The 15,378-nt window shown below is 65.4% G+C and carries 16 protein-coding genes; 6 read left to right on the top strand and 10 right to left on the bottom strand.

The window, feature by feature from the left end:
- Nucleotides 1-16: 16 nt before the first annotated feature.
- Both K8R92_12105 and K8R92_12110 read left to right on the top strand, forming a co-directional pair.
- Nucleotides 17-400, top strand: coding sequence for an H-NS histone family protein (locus tag K8R92_12105; protein MCE9620634.1), 384 nt, complete (start codon nucleotides 17-19; stop codon nucleotides 398-400).
- Nucleotides 397-1,617 carry a class I SAM-dependent methyltransferase gene (locus K8R92_12110; GenBank protein ID MCE9620635.1) on the top strand — a complete coding sequence of 407 codons (1,221 nt, stop codon included), beginning with the start codon at nucleotides 397-399 and terminating at the stop codon, nucleotides 1,615-1,617. The genes K8R92_12105 and K8R92_12110 overlap by 4 nt, the downstream gene beginning before the upstream one ends.
- Before the next feature lie 19 nt (nucleotides 1,618-1,636).
- Here K8R92_12110 and K8R92_12115 read toward each other — a convergent pair whose 3' ends face one another.
- Entirely contained in the window at nucleotides 1,637-2,500 is an 864-nt protein-coding gene (locus K8R92_12115; GenBank protein MCE9620636.1) for a glycosyltransferase, read from the bottom strand.
- A gap of 227 nt (nucleotides 2,501-2,727) precedes the next feature.
- On the opposite strand from K8R92_12115, the gene K8R92_12120 reads away from it, so the two are divergent.
- Nucleotides 2,728-3,336, top strand: coding sequence for a CatB-related O-acetyltransferase (locus K8R92_12120; GenBank protein ID MCE9620637.1), 609 nt, complete (start codon nucleotides 2,728-2,730; stop codon nucleotides 3,334-3,336).
- Here K8R92_12120 and rfbD read toward each other — a convergent pair.
- The 4 genes from rfbD to rfbB are packed head-to-tail and all read right to left on the bottom strand — an operon-like array spanning nucleotide 3,299 to nucleotide 6,705.
- Complete coding sequence (gene rfbD, locus K8R92_12125; GenBank protein ID MCE9620638.1) at nucleotides 3,299-4,207, bottom strand: dTDP-4-dehydrorhamnose reductase; 909 nt, start codon at nucleotides 4,205-4,207, stop codon at nucleotides 3,299-3,301. The two genes, K8R92_12120 and rfbD, sit on opposite strands and share 38 nt — an antisense overlap.
- On the bottom strand, nucleotides 4,204-4,749 hold the full coding sequence (gene rfbC / locus K8R92_12130; protein ID MCE9620639.1) for a dTDP-4-dehydrorhamnose 3,5-epimerase: 546 nt from the start codon (nucleotides 4,747-4,749) through the stop codon (nucleotides 4,204-4,206). The genes rfbD and rfbC overlap by 4 nt, the downstream gene beginning before the upstream one ends.
- A 7-nt stretch (nucleotides 4,750-4,756) precedes the next feature.
- Complete coding sequence (gene rfbA, locus K8R92_12135; GenBank protein MCE9620640.1) at nucleotides 4,757-5,632, bottom strand: glucose-1-phosphate thymidylyltransferase RfbA; 876 nt, start codon at nucleotides 5,630-5,632, stop codon at nucleotides 4,757-4,759.
- Complete coding sequence (gene rfbB / locus K8R92_12140) at nucleotides 5,629-6,705, bottom strand: dTDP-glucose 4,6-dehydratase (GenBank protein ID MCE9620641.1); 1,077 nt, start codon at nucleotides 6,703-6,705, stop codon at nucleotides 5,629-5,631. Before rfbB ends, rfbA begins: the two co-directional genes overlap by 4 nt.
- A 122-nt stretch (nucleotides 6,706-6,827) precedes the next feature.
- Between rfbB and K8R92_12145 the strand changes: the two genes are divergently transcribed.
- Nucleotides 6,828-7,685 (top strand): glycosyltransferase, encoded by an 858-nt coding sequence (locus tag K8R92_12145; protein MCE9620642.1) that lies wholly within the window; start codon nucleotides 6,828-6,830, stop codon nucleotides 7,683-7,685.
- A gap of 9 nt (nucleotides 7,686-7,694) precedes the next feature.
- Here K8R92_12145 and K8R92_12150 read toward each other — a convergent pair whose 3' ends face one another.
- From K8R92_12150 to K8R92_12160, 3 genes are all read right to left on the bottom strand, one after another.
- Nucleotides 7,695-9,038: an O-antigen ligase family protein gene (locus K8R92_12150; protein MCE9620643.1), complete on the bottom strand. Its 1,344-nt coding sequence runs from the start codon at nucleotides 9,036-9,038 to the stop codon at nucleotides 7,695-7,697.
- Nucleotides 9,022-9,804 carry a class I SAM-dependent methyltransferase gene (locus tag K8R92_12155; GenBank protein ID MCE9620644.1) on the bottom strand — a complete coding sequence of 261 codons (783 nt, stop codon included), beginning with the start codon at nucleotides 9,802-9,804 and terminating at the stop codon, nucleotides 9,022-9,024. Before K8R92_12155 ends, K8R92_12150 begins: the two co-directional genes overlap by 17 nt.
- 202 nt (nucleotides 9,805-10,006) lie before the next feature.
- A complete protein-coding gene (locus tag K8R92_12160) occupies nucleotides 10,007-10,771 on the bottom strand; it encodes a glycosyltransferase family 2 protein (GenBank protein ID MCE9620645.1) in 765 nt (254 codons plus the stop codon).
- 86 nt (nucleotides 10,772-10,857) lie between these two features.
- Between K8R92_12160 and K8R92_12165 the strand changes: the two genes are divergently transcribed.
- Nucleotides 10,858-11,868: a hypothetical protein gene (locus K8R92_12165; protein ID MCE9620646.1), complete on the top strand. Its 1,011-nt coding sequence runs from the start codon at nucleotides 10,858-10,860 to the stop codon at nucleotides 11,866-11,868.
- 18 nt (nucleotides 11,869-11,886) lie between these two features.
- Here K8R92_12165 and cysN read toward each other — a convergent pair whose 3' ends face one another.
- On the bottom strand, nucleotides 11,887-13,749 hold the full coding sequence (cysN, locus tag K8R92_12170) for a sulfate adenylyltransferase subunit CysN (GenBank protein MCE9620647.1): 1,863 nt from the start codon (nucleotides 13,747-13,749) through the stop codon (nucleotides 11,887-11,889).
- The gene (cysD, locus tag K8R92_12175; GenBank protein ID MCE9620648.1) at nucleotides 13,749-14,648 is read right to left on the bottom strand and encodes a sulfate adenylyltransferase subunit CysD; all 900 of its coding nucleotides are present in this window, start codon (nucleotides 14,646-14,648) and stop codon (nucleotides 13,749-13,751) included. The genes cysN and cysD overlap by 1 nt, the downstream gene beginning before the upstream one ends.
- A gap of 60 nt (nucleotides 14,649-14,708) precedes the next feature.
- Between cysD and cysC the strand changes: the two genes are divergently transcribed.
- Entirely contained in the window at nucleotides 14,709-15,260 is a 552-nt protein-coding gene (cysC, locus tag K8R92_12180) for an adenylyl-sulfate kinase (protein MCE9620649.1), read from the top strand.
- Nucleotides 15,261-15,378 lie beyond the last annotated feature (118 nt).

Here is a 15,378-nt window from a genome sequence, read left to right on the forward strand (position 1 = left end):
ATAGACTGGCCCCCCTATGAAAAAATCATATAAACAGCTCGTCAAGGACATCCAGCAGCTCACCGCCACGGCCAACAAGATCCGCAAGGCGGAAATCTCGCGGGTCAAGAAGGCGATCAAGACCAAGATGGCCGAATACCAGCTGAGCCTGCACGACCTCGGCGCCGTCGGCGCCGCCGCCTATGCGGGCGCCCGCGACGGCATGAACAAGGCCGTGTCAAGCAAGTCCCGCGCCGCCAAGGCCGCGAAGAAGGTCAAGGACAAGCGCAGCATTGTCAAGCCGAAGTACCGGCACCCCAAGAGCGGCGCCACCTGGTCCGGCCGCGGAAAAACCCCGCGCTGGATGGCCTCCGAGCTGAAGCACGGCAAGAAGCGCGAGTCGTTCCTCATCAAGAAGTGAGCGGACGCGGCGGCATGGGTGTGAGCCCCCTCGGCGCGGACATCACCGCCCGCGGGGTCGGCGACCCCCATCGACTGGGACCGGGATCAATCACCATGTTCAACCTCGGCCCCATGCCCCTGGTCAACAATCTGTACGACACGGCGGACGCCGCGGAGTCCGCGCGTCGCCACCCGCTGAACGTGGTGATGGACGGCGACCTGGTCGCTCACCTGGATCACCAGGTGCCGCCCGATGAGATGTATGCGAACTACCTCTACCGCTCGGCGGTGGGCGCCCCCTACGTCGAGCACTGCAAGCGGATGTGGCGGGATCTTGCCGGGCTCAAGCCGCGGCGCATCATCGACATCGGCGGCAACGACGGGACACTGCTCGCCGCCTTCCAGTCGCAAAGCGCTGAGAAACTCGATCGGGTCAACGTCGACGCGTCCGCCTCGGTCGGGCCGGAGAACCTGGCCAAGGGCATCCGCTACGTCAACGCCTACTGGGGCGACGCCGATGTGGGCAAGGCCGATGTGATCGTCTCGACCAACGTCTTCCAGCACACGGCCGACGTCGACAAGTTCCTCCGCGGCATCCAGAAGCACCTGGATGGCGTGTGGGTGCTCGAATTCCCCTACTTCTTCACCACGCTCCTGACCAACCAGTTCGACCAGATCTACCACGAGCACTACTACTACTGGCTGGTCACGCCGCTGGTGAAGCTCTTCAAGAAGTACGGTCTGACGATCACCTCCATCAGCGAGCAGGAGATCCACGGCGGCTCGCTGCGGATCATCTCCACCAACAAGCCGCTCCCCGATCGCGGGGTTCACGAGAAGTTCGTGGCGCAGGAGGCGGCATACGACTACACAGGCTGGGCGGCGCGGATGCGCGACAAGATCGAGCGCGATCGCGCCTTCTTCAAGGAGTTGAAGAGCACGTCCACCATTGCCGGCTTCGGCGCCGCGGCCAAGGGTTGCATCTACCTCAACGCAGTCGGCTGCCACGCCCAGCTGGACTACGTGGTCGACGACACGCCGCAGAAGCAGGGCAAGTTCATTCCCGGCACGCGGCTGGAAGTGGTGCCGCGCGAGCGGCTCTTCGCAGATCAGCCCGACTGCCTGGTCGTGCTCGCCCACAACTTCAAGGACTACATCGCAACATCGCTCCGTCCTCATTACAAGGGGCGCATCGTGGCGATGATTCCCGAGTTCGCGCAGGTCGACCGGACCTGAGCCGGCTCGCGGCGCAGGATCACTTGAAGGGCTTGAAGTGCCGCCGGGAGAGATCCCACCCGAAAAGTCTTTCCAGGCGCATCATCATCCGGTACTTCCGCTCCTTGCGGGTGATCCGATAGTCGGGATCGGGCGCGAAGCCGCGCTCCGACTCCTCCTCGATCCACTTGTGGATGACCGCGGGATGCGTTCCCTGGAAGCGGGCGAGCCCCATCGGATCGGTCTCATAGCGCTTGATGGCCGCGGCCGTGGAGCCCCAGTACTTGGTGACCCGCGCAATCTTCTTGTTCATCGACTCCACGCTGCGCACGAAGCCGTAGTGGTAGATCGCGGCGTCCGCCACGGCGGCGCGCGGATAACGGCCGCGCCGCTGCCGGTCCATGACCACCCAGTAGAGGCCGTCGGGGGCCCAGGTCCGGATGGTGTTGCGGATGATGCGCGGCTCGCGGCGGTACCAGCCCGGGCTCACCGATTCCCATTCGGCGCTGCCGAAGAAGTGGTGGAAGTGAAAGGCGATCGCGTCGACCTGACGGTTCTCCAGGTGGCGCTGCATGCACTCTCGGATGGCGGGCAGGTCCTTCTCGTGCACCACCTCGTCGCCCTCCAGGTAGAAGGCCCAGTCCCCGGTGCAGTGGTATTGCGCGATCATCTTCTGCTGGGCGTAGACGAAGCCGCGGTCGTGCATCTTCTCGTTCCATTGCGTCTGCAGGATCTGGATCTTCGGCGACTGAATGGCGCGGATCCTCTCAAGCGTGTCGTCCTCGCCCTGGCCCACCGAGATCACGAACTCGTCGCACAGCGGCAGCACCGACCGGATGCTCTCCACGAACGGATACCCCAGCAGCGTGCCGTTGCGAATGAAGGAGAACCCGCTGACTTTCATGGCGTGGCGGATGATAGAAACATTTCAGGCGCGGATCGCGCCGAAACCGGAGCCGCGATTCCCTGAAGGTAGGATGAGCTGCGACAACGACCGCCATGCCTTCCTCCAGCCGCAACCTCCGGGACTATTTCGCCAGGCCATTCACGCGGCCGCCGCGCATCCGCGACCACTACCCTGTTGGCGAGGGCGCGTTCGGTGAGACGCTCGAATCGCTCCCGATGAGTCCCATGCAGGCGCTGGGGGCGAATGTTCGCAAGTTCATCCTGAAGCACCGGATCAGTTTCCGTTCGCTCAAGCGAGGGCGGGTCCGGGACCACTTTCCCGTCGGGCGCGGCACCTACGGCGAGCCCACCGTCCAGTTTCACAACGCGGCGAATCTGCGGATCGGCTCCTTCTGCTCGATCGCCGACAATGTGAACATCTTCCTCGGCGGCAACCACCGGATTGACTGGATCACGGCCTATCCGTTCAATGTCTTCCGCGCCTCCGCGAGGCACATCAAGGGCCAGCCGCAGACCAAGGGGGATGTCACGATCGGCAACGATGTCTGGATCGGCGACGGCGTCACGATCCTTTCAGGTGTCACGATCGGCAACGGCGCGGCCATCGGCGCCAAGGCCGTCATCGCCAAGGATGTGCCGCCCTACGCCCTGGTGGCGGGCAATCCGGCGAGGATTCTGCGCTATCGATTTCCAGAGCACCAGATCGCGGAGCTCCAGCGCATCGCGTGGTGGAACTGGTCGGATGCGAAGCAGGAGATGGCGATGCCGATCCTGCTGTCGGGCGATGTCGAGAAGCTCATTTTGTTTGCCGACAGCCATCGGCACATCGACTGACGACTTCGCGCAGCGACTCGCGCCACGGCGGAAGCCGGCATTGGAATGCGTTGAACAATTTTCCGCAGTCCAGCCGTCCATTTTTCGAGCGCGGCGCCGGCAAGGGATAGTCGCTCGAAGGGATGGGAACGACCTTCGTCCCGCGCTCCACGGCCGCCGGTGACAGCCCCACGATCGCCTGGGCAAACTCGAACCAGCTCGTGCTTCCGGTGCCGGTCGCGTGGTAGATCTCCGAAGCAAAGTCGCCGGGAGCGGCGAGCACACGCTGGACGACCTGCGCGGTCGCGTCGGCGAGGGAGCCCGCCTCGGTGGGATTTCCGAATTGGTCGTTGACCACGCGGATCTCGTCGCGCTCGCAAGCGAGCCTGAGGATGGTCCGCACAAAATTGTGTCCGTGCGAGGCATAAACCCAGCTGGTCCGCAAAATCACGAAGCGACCCCCGGCCGCCGCCACCGCCTGATCGCCCTCCCATTTGCTCCTGCCGTACTGATTGATCGGATTGGGCGCGTCGCTCTCGACATAGGGCGCGCCCTTGGTGCCGTCGTAGACCGCATCGGTGGAGTAGTGGATCAACAGGGCGCCGAGCATTGCCGCCTCCTCCGCCATCACGCCGGGAGACTCCGCGTTGATGCGACGGGCGAGCTCCGACTCGCTCTCTGCCTTGTCGACCGCGGTGTAGGCCGCGGCGTTGACGACGATCTCGGGTTTGGCGTAGCGCACCACCTCTCGCAGCGACGAAGGCCGGGAGAAATCCGCCTGGCTGGGGGTCGGAACGATCAGCGTTCCGATCGACGTGAGCGACCGCTGCAACTCGAGTCCAACCTGTCCGTCGCCGCCGAACAGCAGGATTCGGCGGGCCCCCTGACTCAAGGAAAGAGCTCCGCGTCCTTGAAGGCTGACCCGGCCGCATCCTTGGCCGAGAGGATGGGCGTCGCGGAGAGCGGCCACTTGATGCCGGTTGCGGGATCATCCCAGCGAATGCAGCGCTGGTGCTCGGGCGACCAGAAGTCGGTGTGCTTGTAGAGCACCTCCGCAGTTTCGGAAAGGGTGAGGAACCCATGGGCAAAGCCCCTGGGTATCCACAGTGCGCGGCGGTTCTCCGCACCGAGGCGCGTGCCGACCCAGCGACCGAAGTTCGGGGAGCTCTTTCGCAGGTCCACGGCGACATCGAAGATCTCTCCGGTGACAACGCGGACGATCTTTCCCTGCGGCCGAGCGATCTGGTAGTGCAGGCCGCGAAGCACATGGCGGGTCGAGCGCGAGTGATCATCCTGCACGAAAGCGTCCATGCAGCCCGTTGCACTCTGGAATGCTCGTGAGTTGAAACTCTCAAAGAAGAACCCGCGGTCGTCGCGAAACACCTCCGGCTCGATCAGCATGACTTCGGGAAGATCGGTCGGCGTGAATTTCATCGGCGCCTCAGCGCTCCCGCAGCATCTGCATGAGGTATTGGCCGTAGTCGTTCTTGAGCATCGGCGCCGCCAATTTCTCGACCTGGGCCCGGTCGATGTAGCCCTGGCGGAAGGCGACCTCCTCGGGGCAGGCGATCTTCAGGCCCTGGCGGTCCTCGAGCGTCTGCACGAACTGGCTCGCCTGCAGCAGCGACTCGTGCGTTCCGGTGTCGAGCCAGGCGTAGCCGCGCCCCATCAGCTCCACGTGCAGCCTCTTGCTCTCCAGGTAGGCGCGGTTCACATCCGAAATCTCCAGCTCGCCGCGCGCCGAGGGCTTGATGCCGGCCGCGACGCGCAGCACGTCGTTGTCGTAGAAGTAGAGCCCGGTCACCGCGTAGTTCGACTTGGGCTTTTCGGGCTTCTCCTCGATCGAGGTCGCCTGCCCCGCGGCGTCGAAGGCCACCACACCGTAGCGCTGCGGGTCACGCACGCGGTAGGCGAAAACCGTCGCGCCCTCCTCGCGCTTGGAGGCCTTCTGCACCAGGTTCTGGAACTCATGCCCGAAGAAGATGTTGTCGCCCAGCACCAGCGCCGTCGGGGCCTTGCCGACGAATTCCCTGCCGATGATGAAGGCCTGCGCCAGCCCGTCGGGCGAGGGCTGCGGGGCGTATTGCAGATTGATTCCCCACGCGCTTCCATCGCCGAGCAGCTTCTGGAAGAGCGGCAGATCCTGCGGCGTGGAGATGACCAGGATGTCCCGGATGCCCGCCAGCATCAGCGTGGTGAGCGGGTAGTAGATCATCGGCTTGTCGTAGATCGGCAGCATCTGCTTCGAGAGCGCCAGCGTCACCGGATGGAGCCGCGTGCCCGAGCCGCCGGCCAGGATGATGCCGCGCCGCTTCAAACCGAAGTCTCCTGCCGCTTGGAATAATTCGTGTCCACCCACTCGCGGTAGGCGCCGCTGGTCACGTTGGCGACCCACTTCTCGTTGTCCAGATACCAGCGCACGGTCTTCTGCAGGCCGCCGGCGAAGGTCTCCGCGGGCTTCCACTTGAGCTCGCCCTGGATTTTCCGCGAGTCGATGGCGTAGCGCCGATCATGCCCCGGCCGGTCCTTCACGAAGGTGATCTGCGTCCGGTAGGACTTGCCGTCCGACCTCGGCCGCAGCGCGTCGAGGATGTCGCACAAGGTGTGGACCACGTCAAGATTTTTCATCTCGCTGTTGCCGCCGATGTTGTAGACCTGTCCGACGCGCCCCGACTCCAGCACGCGCCGGATGGCGGAGCAATGGTCGGAGACGAAGAGCCAGTCGCGCACATTCTGCCCGTCGCCGTAGACCGGCAGCGGCTTGCCCTGGAGCGCGTTGTGGATCATGAGCGGAATGAGCTTCTCCGGAAACTGGAAGGGCCCGTAGTTGTTCGAGCAGTTGGTGGTGAGCACTGGCAGTCCGTAGGTGTGGTGGTAGGCGCGGACCAGGTGGTCGGAGGCGGCCTTCGAGGCGGAATAGGGGCTGTTGGGCTCGTACTGCTTGCTCTCGGCGAAGGCGGGATCGGCCGCGCCGAGCGAGCCGTAGACCTCGTCGGTGGAGACGTGCAGAAATCGAAAGGCGGCCTTCTCCGCGCCGGCCAGCGCGTCGTGGTGCTTGCGGACGCACTCGAGCAGCCGGAAGGTGCCGACGATGTTGGTCTGGATGAAGGACTCCGGCCCGTGGATGGAGCGGTCGACGTGGCTCTCCGCGGCGAAGTTGACGATGGCGCGCGGATGGTGCTTCTCCATCAGCTGCTCGACCAGCGCCGAGTCGCCGATGTCACCGCGCACAAAAGTGAGCCGCTTGTCCCCGCGAAGTCCGGCGAGATTCTCCAGGTTGCCCGCGTAGGTCAGGACGTCCAAGCCCAACACCGGCTCGCCGCCGCCACCAAGCCAGTCCAGCGTGAAGTTGGAGCCGATGAATCCGGCGCTTCCGGTGACGAGGATCATTCGGTTTCATCCTAGGACAAATCGGCGGGGATTTCACGGCGCGCCGGCGCCGCCCGCGGGGGTTGTGCTACCTTTTTCGTCATCCCACCAAGAGCCCGCGATTGACCACTTCCGCGACGAACATCATGTCCATCATTGTTCCCACCTGGAACAACCTGCCCTATCTGCGGCTCTGCGTCGAGAGCATCCGCAGGAACTCCGCGTTCGACCATGAAATCGTCGCCCATGTCAACGAAGGAAGCGACGGGACGCGGGAGTACCTGACGCGCGAGGGCATCCGCTTCACGGAATCGCCCGCCAACGTCGGCATCTGCATCGCGATGAACCAGGCGGCCGCGAGCTCGACCTCGCCCCTTCTCTGCATCATGAACGACGACATGTACTGCCTTCCCGGGTGGGACACCTGCCTGCTCGAGAAGGTGCGCTCGCTCGACACCCGGCTGTACATGATCTCCGGGACGATGATTGAACCCCGGGGTGCAGGAAATCCCTGCGCCGTGTCGGCCGATTTCGGCACCTCCATCGAGACTTTCTGCGAAGCGGAGCTGACCCGGAAGTTCACCTCCCTGCGCATGCTCGACTGGTATGGCTCATGCTGGTGCCCCTTCATCATGCACCGCGACGCCTGGAACCAGGTCGGAGGACTGAGCGAGGAGTTCTCGCCCGGGATGAGCTGCGAGAACGACCTGGCCATGAAGATGTGGAGGGCCGGTTGCCGGATCTTCCTCGGACTCGGCGGATCGATGGTCTACCACTTCCAATGCAAGTCCACGGGGCGCGTGAAGCGGAACCCCGGCGCCAGGCAATTCCTGAAGAAGTGGCGGATCAGCTCATCGCTTCTGGACCGCCACTATCTGCGCAAGGGCTTTCCGGCGCGCTCCATCAAGCTGCCGGAGCCGAGCCGCACGCCGCTCTACTTTTACGACCTGGCTCGAAGCAAGGCGAAGCTCGCCGCGCGAACGCTCTTCGACCGCGACTAGAACCAGGCGTCAGGCGCGGGAAGGCGAGGCGCTTTTGGCGCCGCCCGATTCCGGAAGCGGCATCGTGGAGAGGGTCATCATGATCACGCCGATGGTCAGGAAGACGCCGCGGGTGTGGAAGCTGTCGAACATGGCCGCGCAGAACCAGATCACCGAGCCGCCGAAGACGCCGATGCGCGTGGGATCGAGCTGGACGAACTTGAAGGCCCGGACGAAGAATGCCCCGGCCCAGACCGCGAAGAGCAGCAGGCCGACGACGCCATTCTCGGTGAGGATCATCACATAGGTCGAGTGGGGCGTGTCGTAGTACTTGATGTCGATGCCCGGATACTCGATGCCGGTGACGTTTGCGGTCGCCTTCTTGTAGCCGCCGAGACCGACGCCGAAGATCGGGTTGGTCCGCCACGCGACCATCGACATCTTCCACATCGCGATCCGCGCCTCCATCACCTGCGGCGTGCCGCTCTGCAGGGACTGCTCGGTCTCGACGACCGCCTGCCGGACCTTGACGACCAGGGCCTCGCCCGCGAGGAAGTAGACGCCCCCCACCACGGCCAGTCCGAGCACGAAGCGGATCGCGGCGCGGCGCAGCCAGCCGCGCACCGCGAAGACCAGCACGATGTTGGCGACCAGGATTTCCATCAGGATCGCCACCAGCGCCGCGCGCTGGCCCGCCCAGACAAACCCCAGCGCCGAAAGCACCGCCATCGGCACGCACAGAAGCATCGCCTGCCAACTCACGGCGACCGCCAAAAAGAGCCAGCAGCTCAGCGCGATCGCATCCCAAAGTCCCGTCATGGTCGGATGACGAAGTCCGGCCAGCGTGTTCTGCCCGTGGTGCGTGACTCCGAACGCGGCGCCCGCCAGCTGGATCCCCTGCATCACGACGGCCGAGAGCAGGAAGCCCGCCAGCAGCCAGCGCCACTGCCGGTGGAGCGGCCAGAGCATGGGCATCCACACCAGGAATTTCAGGGTTTCGAAACGCTCCAATCCTTGCGAGACATCGGGCGACCACACAATCGTGATCGCCAGCCACGCCGCCGAGAGCAGCATGAGCCGGATCCAGGTTTCGCCGAACATCCGCTTCCAATCGGGCAGCAGGGCCGGGGCTCGCAGCAGCGTGGCGCCCAGCAGCACGAAGATGCCGACGCTGGAGGTGGCGGTGGAGATCGCCTCGCAGACCATGGCGACGAAGGCCGCCACCAGGTGCGCCGGCACGCCGATGAAATCTCCCTTGAGCCGGGGAACCGGAATGTAGAAGAGCGTGAGGTCCAGACCGGCCTTCGCGAAAAGCCTGGTGATCCAGGGATCCTTCTTCAGGCGGGCCGAATCCAATTCAATTGATCCCGTCACTCGGCATCCTCCGCACATGCTCGACTTTGCGGAGGAACATCACCAGGGACCGACCAAAGAGCAATGCCGGTGAGTTGATGTGCGAGAACATTTCCCGGTTCCGCCCCATGTGCTCCCTGTTCGCCCAAGGGCCGAAGAAAATCCACAGCGCCCACGGCAATCCCAGCAGCCAGATCAGGACATACAAGGGCATGAGCACCTTCCGCTTGTACTTGTCCGTGGCGATGGACTCCACCCGACCGCCGAAGTACTCGGCCATGTAGCGCAGCCGCAAATAATCCACCGGCGCGATGTGGAACCGGTCGGTCAACTCGTCCCTCCCGATTTCCCGCACATTCGCCGGAAGAAACTGGTAGAGGGTCCCGGTCAGCAGAAACTGCAGGCGGGAGTAGTAGCTCAGCACATTGGGCGTGGAAAGGACGACCATGCCTCCGACGCGGCAGACGCGCAGCAGCTCCTTGATCAAATGGTCGGGTTCAAGCATGTGCTCGAGTCCTTCCAGGCAGAGCACGGCGTCAAAAGAGGCATCTTCGAAGGGAAGATCGTGGTTCATGTCCACGCGGACATAGTCCGGCCGGGCCTGGGCGAGGTCCGCGCAGACCACCTCGTGACCGAGCTCCCTCAGCGCGTCGCTCAACTGCCCTGCGCCGGCCGGGATGTCGAGCATCCGCATCGGCGGCTTGCCCACGAAGGACTGGATGACGCGGCGCATGTAATCCGTAAGTTCCTGGTTGTTGGAACCTGAGTGGAAGCTCGCGCAGGACAATTTCGGCTCCGGGGTCGCGGCGTGCGCACGCGCGTCGGCCGCCCGTCGGGGAGCCCGAGATGGTCCGCCACTCGGGATGGGCGCCTGTTCGTTGATTTCTGTGGGCTTCAACACGGCGATCATAAGGGAAATTACACGGACGCCGATGGTGCACGTCGGCGCCCGTCCCGCGCGACATGGTCGCGAATGAACGCAAAGGACCTCAATCCTTCCGGCTTCGCTCGAAGGTGGCCATGGTGTTGGCGAAGCGCCCGATCGCGTACATCACCAGCGCCACCATGCCGCGCCAGCCATCCAGGAATCCGCCGCGCAGGAGTCCATGCTTGAAGACGATCGCGCAGGCGCTGCAGAAGCTGTAGAGCAGCGGAAAAGTTTTTGGTCGGCGCACTTCCGCCGAGAGGCGGGCATATTTCGCCGCACGCTCCATGGCGTCGCAGACTCCGTCCCAGGATTCGTGGCGGCAGACGCCGGCGGCGCGGATGGTCGGCCCGTCGGCCTCGACGCGCTCATGCACGGGCTTGTGCACCATGCCCAGCGCGCCGCGCCGGCCGCAACGCACCACCCAGTCGGGAAAGCCGACGTGGTGGATCCATCCCCCTTCGTACCACATTTTCCGGTTGATCTCGATGGCGCGGACACCGGGCGCCGCCCCCTGAATCGCCTCGCGCAATCCCTTCTGCAAATCCGGCTCCAGGCTCTCGTCGCTGTCCAGCAGCAGCACCCATTCCTCGGTCGCGGCCAGCGACAGCGCGAACTCCTTCTGCTTCGCGTAACCCTGCCAGGGGTGGTGCACGACCTCGGCGCCGAATTTCCGGCAGGCCTCGATCGTGCCGTCGGTGCTGCCGGAGTCGACGACGTGGATCCTCCGGGCCAGGCCCCGCGCGCTCTCAAGGCAGCGGGCGATGGTCCTCATGCTGTTGTGGGTCGTGACCACCAGTGCGAGATCGAGTTGGGAAGTGTTTTGCATTCGAATGGGAATCCGCCCCGCCGGGATGCGTCGGACGAGTGGAAACTAACAGACGCCTGAGCGGTCGGCGAGTAACCTCGCGCCGGATGAGCGAAGCCATCGACATCGATTCCGCCTCGCTCGCGAGCATCCTGCAGGAGGCGGTCCGGGCGGGCGCCGACGCCGTCCATGCTGCCGGCTCGCCGAAGGCCATTCAAAAAAGCGACTCCAGTCCGGTCACGCTGGCGGATTTCGCCGGTCAATGCGCGATCACCGAATCGCTGGTCCGGCGGCTGGGATCCGCGATCCGGATCGCGGGCGAGGAGAGCGCCGACGAGACCGGCGCCGCGGGCGAGGAGGAAACCCTCCACGGAGTGACCGAGGTGCTCAACCGCGCGGACACGAAGATGCAATGGACCATCGAGCGCGTGCGCTCGACGCTGGCCATGAGCCGCGACGCGGGCGGGGCGGTCGGATCGCTCTGGACCATCGATCCGATCGACGGGACCAAGGGCTATCTGCGCGGCGGCCAGTTCGCGATCGCGGTCGGACTGCTGGTGGATGGCGCGCCCTTCGCAGGAGCGATCGGATGTCCGCGGCTCGGACTCTCTTCGGCCGCGGCCGACTCGCAAGGAACGCTCGCCTTCGCCATCCGCGGCCGCGGCGCCTGGCAGGTGCCGCTCAAAGGCGCGGCCGCTCCAACTCAGATGCGGGCGCGATCGTGGTCGCCCGGCGGAGCGATTCGACTCGCGGAGTCCGTGGAAGCGGCTCACTCCGCGCATGACCGCGCCCTGGCCATGATCTCGCCCGCGGGGAGCGTCACGTGTTTGCCGATGGACAGCCAGGCGAAGTATGTCCTGCTGGCCCGCGGGGACGCCGACTGCTTTGTGCGCCTCTCGCCCAAGCCGGACTACGGGGAAAAAATCTGGGACCACGCCGCGGGAGTGGTGATCGCCCAGGAGGCGGGCTGCGCAGCGTCGGACGCTTCGGGCGCGCCGCTGGATTTTCGACGCGGCCGCTCGATGCATCCCGGCGCCGGAGTTTTCTGCGCCCACCCCGCGCTGCACTCGGCGGTTCTTGGCGGCCGGCCGCAGCGCCCTGCCGGCGGCACGTCCTGACCCGATTCACGTGCTGCGCTACTTCAGGAATCCGCCGCGTGTCAGCTCCTGCGCGATGCGCTGCGCCGCGGCCGCCGGGTCCTCATCCGCGCGGACCGTGATCCGCGCCTCCTGCGGAACCTCGAAGCGGACCTCCCCATCGTCGCGATTCATCGATCCCCCCTCCACATGGATCAGCACGAAACGCTCGGAGCCCACGAGCAAGCGAGCCTTGTCGCGGGCCTCCTGCTGCGGCGCCACCATGCTGCAGATGGCGATCAGTCCCTGGTCGTTGAGGAGCCGGGAGACTTCCATCGCGCGGCGCAGATTCTCGCTGCGCGACCTGGGATCGAATCCCAGATCGCGGCTGAGCGACCGGCGCATCGACTGGCCGTCGAGCACCACCGCCGCATGGCCGGCATCGAAGAGTCGGCGGTTGAGCTGGTGGGCCAGCTTCGCCTTGCCCGCCCCCGGCATGCCGCAGAGCAGCAGGGTGACCGGTCGCTGCGCATGGCGCTGCTCGCGATCTTCAAGCCGCACCAACTGCGGCCGCTCCACCAGGCCGGCCACGGCGCGGGTGTCCCAGTGCGACTGCCGCATCCCCTGCTTCAGGCGGATCATTCCCGCGCCGACCGTCGCGCAGGTCAGGCGGTCCACCAGGATCAGCGCGCCCGTGCCGCGGCAATCGCTGTAGGAGGTGATGGCGATCGGCTCCTCGCACTCGATCTCCACGCGGCCGATGGCGTTGAGCGCCAGCATGACCGCAGGGCGCTCGGCGAGTGCGTCGATGTCGTGCTCCCAGTGGATGGCCCGCACCCGGGCGCTGGTGGTGCGCGTTCCGGCGCGGAGAATCCATTGCGACCCCGGCTGCAGCGGCTGCTCCGACATCCACACCAGATCGGCCTCGAAGCGCTTCGCGACCGCCGTGTCCCCGCCCTCCCCCGCGATCACATCGCCGCGCGAGCAGTCCACCTCGTCCTCAAAGGTCAGCACCACCGCGTCGCCGGCGCTGGCCACGGGGCGGTCGCCATCCGCGGTCGCGATGCGGCGCAGCCGCGTGGACTTGCCCGAGGGCAGCACCCGCACGCGCTCGCCGGCGCGGATCGATCCCGACTCCACACTGCCGGCGAAGCCGCGGAAATCCAGATCGGGTCGGAAGACCTGCTGCACCGGCATGCGAAAAGGTCCGTCGAGGTTCGGCGGCTCCACGGGCACCGAATCGAGCAGCTCCATGACCGTCGGTCCCGAGTACCACTTCATGCGTTCGCTGCGAAGAGCGACATTGTCCCCCTGCAGCGCCGAGATCGGAATGGCCACCGGATCGGCGATGCCCAGGTGTGCACAGAGCGCGCGGAAGTCGCTCTCGACCTTGCGGAAGGTCTCCGGAGACCATTCCGCCAGATCCATCTTGTTCACGCAGGCCACCACATGGCGGATGCCCAGCAGCGCCGCGATGAAGGCGTGGCGGCGCGTCTGCGAGGTCACGCCATGCCGCGCGTCGATGAGCGTGATCGCCAGCTGGCAGTGGCTCGCTCCGGTCGCCATGTTGCGGGTGTACTGCTCATGGCCGGGGCAGTCCGCGATGATGAACGACCGCTTGGCCGAGGAGAAGTAGCGCCACGCCACGTCGATCGTGATGCCCTGCTCGCGCTCCGCCTTGAGGCCGTCCACCAGCAGGGCCAGATCGACCTCGCCGCCCCGCGTGCCGTGCACCTTGCTCTCGGCCACGACGGCGCGCATGTGATCCTCGAAGACGCGCCCCGTGTCGTGCAGCAGGCGGCCGATCAGCGTGCTCTTGCCATCGTCGACGCTGCCGCAGGTCAGGAAGCGCAGCAGCTCGTGCCGCTCATAGCGGTCGAGAAACTGCCCCACATCGGTGCCGGGCACGAAGGTCACGCTCATCAGAAGTAGCCCTCGCGCTTCTTCTCTTCCATGCTGCCGATGGCGTCGTGATCGATCAGCCGACCCTGCCGCTCCGACGTGCGGGTGAGCAGCATCTCCTCGATCACCTCGACCAGCGTGGTGGCATTCGATTCCACGGCGCCGGAGAGCGGATAGCAGCCGAGCGTGCGGAAGCGCACCATGCGCCGATCGGCTTTCTCCCCCGGCTTCAATTTCATCCGGTCGTCGTCCAGCATGATCCAGGTGCCGCCGCGATTCACCACGGGTCGCTCCCGGGCGAAATAGAGCGGCACCACCGGCAGTTTCTGCCGGTGGATGTAGAGCCAGACGTCCAGCTCGGTCCAGTTGGAGAGCGGAAAGACGCGCATGCTCTCGCCGGGAAGAACACGGGTGTTGAAGAGATTCCACAGCTCCGGCCGCTGGTTCTTGGGATCCCAGCGGTGATGCGAGTCGCGGAAGCTGAAGACGCGCTCCTTGGCGCGGCTCTTCTCCTCGTCGCGACGGGCGCCGCCGATGGCCGCGTCGAAGCGGTGCTGCTCCAGCGCCTGCCGAAGCGCCTGGGTCTTCATGACATCCGTGTAGAGCTTGGACCCGTGGGTGAAGGGCGTGATGCCCTGGGCCAGGCCCTCCTGATTGGTGTGCACGATCAACTCCACGCCCAGATCCTTCGCCACCTGGTCGCGGAAGGCGATCATCTCCCGGAACTTCCAGGTGGTGTCGACATGCAGCAACGGGAAGGGAGGCTTGCCCGGCCAGAACGCCTTGCGGGCAAGGTGCAGCAGCACCGTGGAATCCTTGCCGATGGAATACATCAGCACCGGCCGCTCGAACGAGGCCGCCGTCTCCCTCAGAATGTGGATGGCTTCGGCCTCGAGTTCGTCCAGGTGGGAATTCTTCATGCGATCGTCACGCCGCGCGTCGCTCCGGGCGCCCGCGCCGAATGCTACCTTCACCCCACCATGCCGCCGAAGATCGTTGACGGAGCGACCATCTGGCTCACCGGCCTCTCGGGCTCGGGCAAGAGCACCATCGCCCAGGAGCTCGAGCGCCAGCTCGTGGCCTCGGGCCGTCGCGCGGTTCGGCTGGACGGTGACGAGCTGCGGCGTGGCATGAACCAGGACCTCGGTTTCGACGCGGCGGGTCGGCAGGAGGCGGTGCGCCGCGCCGGCGAGGCCGCGCTGCTGCAGGCCGGGACGGGCGCCGTCGCCATCGTGTCGATGATCTCCCCATACAAGTCCGGCCGCGATCTTGTGCGCCAAAGGCACGGCGCCTCGAACCTTCGATTCATCGAGGTCTTCGTCGATTGTCCCCTTGCCATCGCAGAGAAACGCGATCCCAAGGGGCTCTACCGGAAAGCCCGCGCCGGGCTTCTCAAAGGCATGACGGGCATCGACGATCCCTATGAGGCGCCGCAAGCGCCGGAGGTGCGCCTGGACACATCAACCCACTCGGTTCCGCAATGCGTCGACCTTATTTGCATTCATTTGCGGTCGCAAGAACAAATCATGTAGACGCGGTATACTGAACCGCTTGGTTTGGCCCATTTTTGCCCATTCCACTTTTTGATCTGCGACCATCGGACCCCACATCACACACCTCACATCTCATTCCCCGCTTCTCAGGCCGAGC

It is taken from the genome of Planctomycetota bacterium (assembly GCA_021414025.1).
Lineage (GTDB): Bacteria > Planctomycetota > Phycisphaerae > Phycisphaerales > SM1A02 > SYAC01.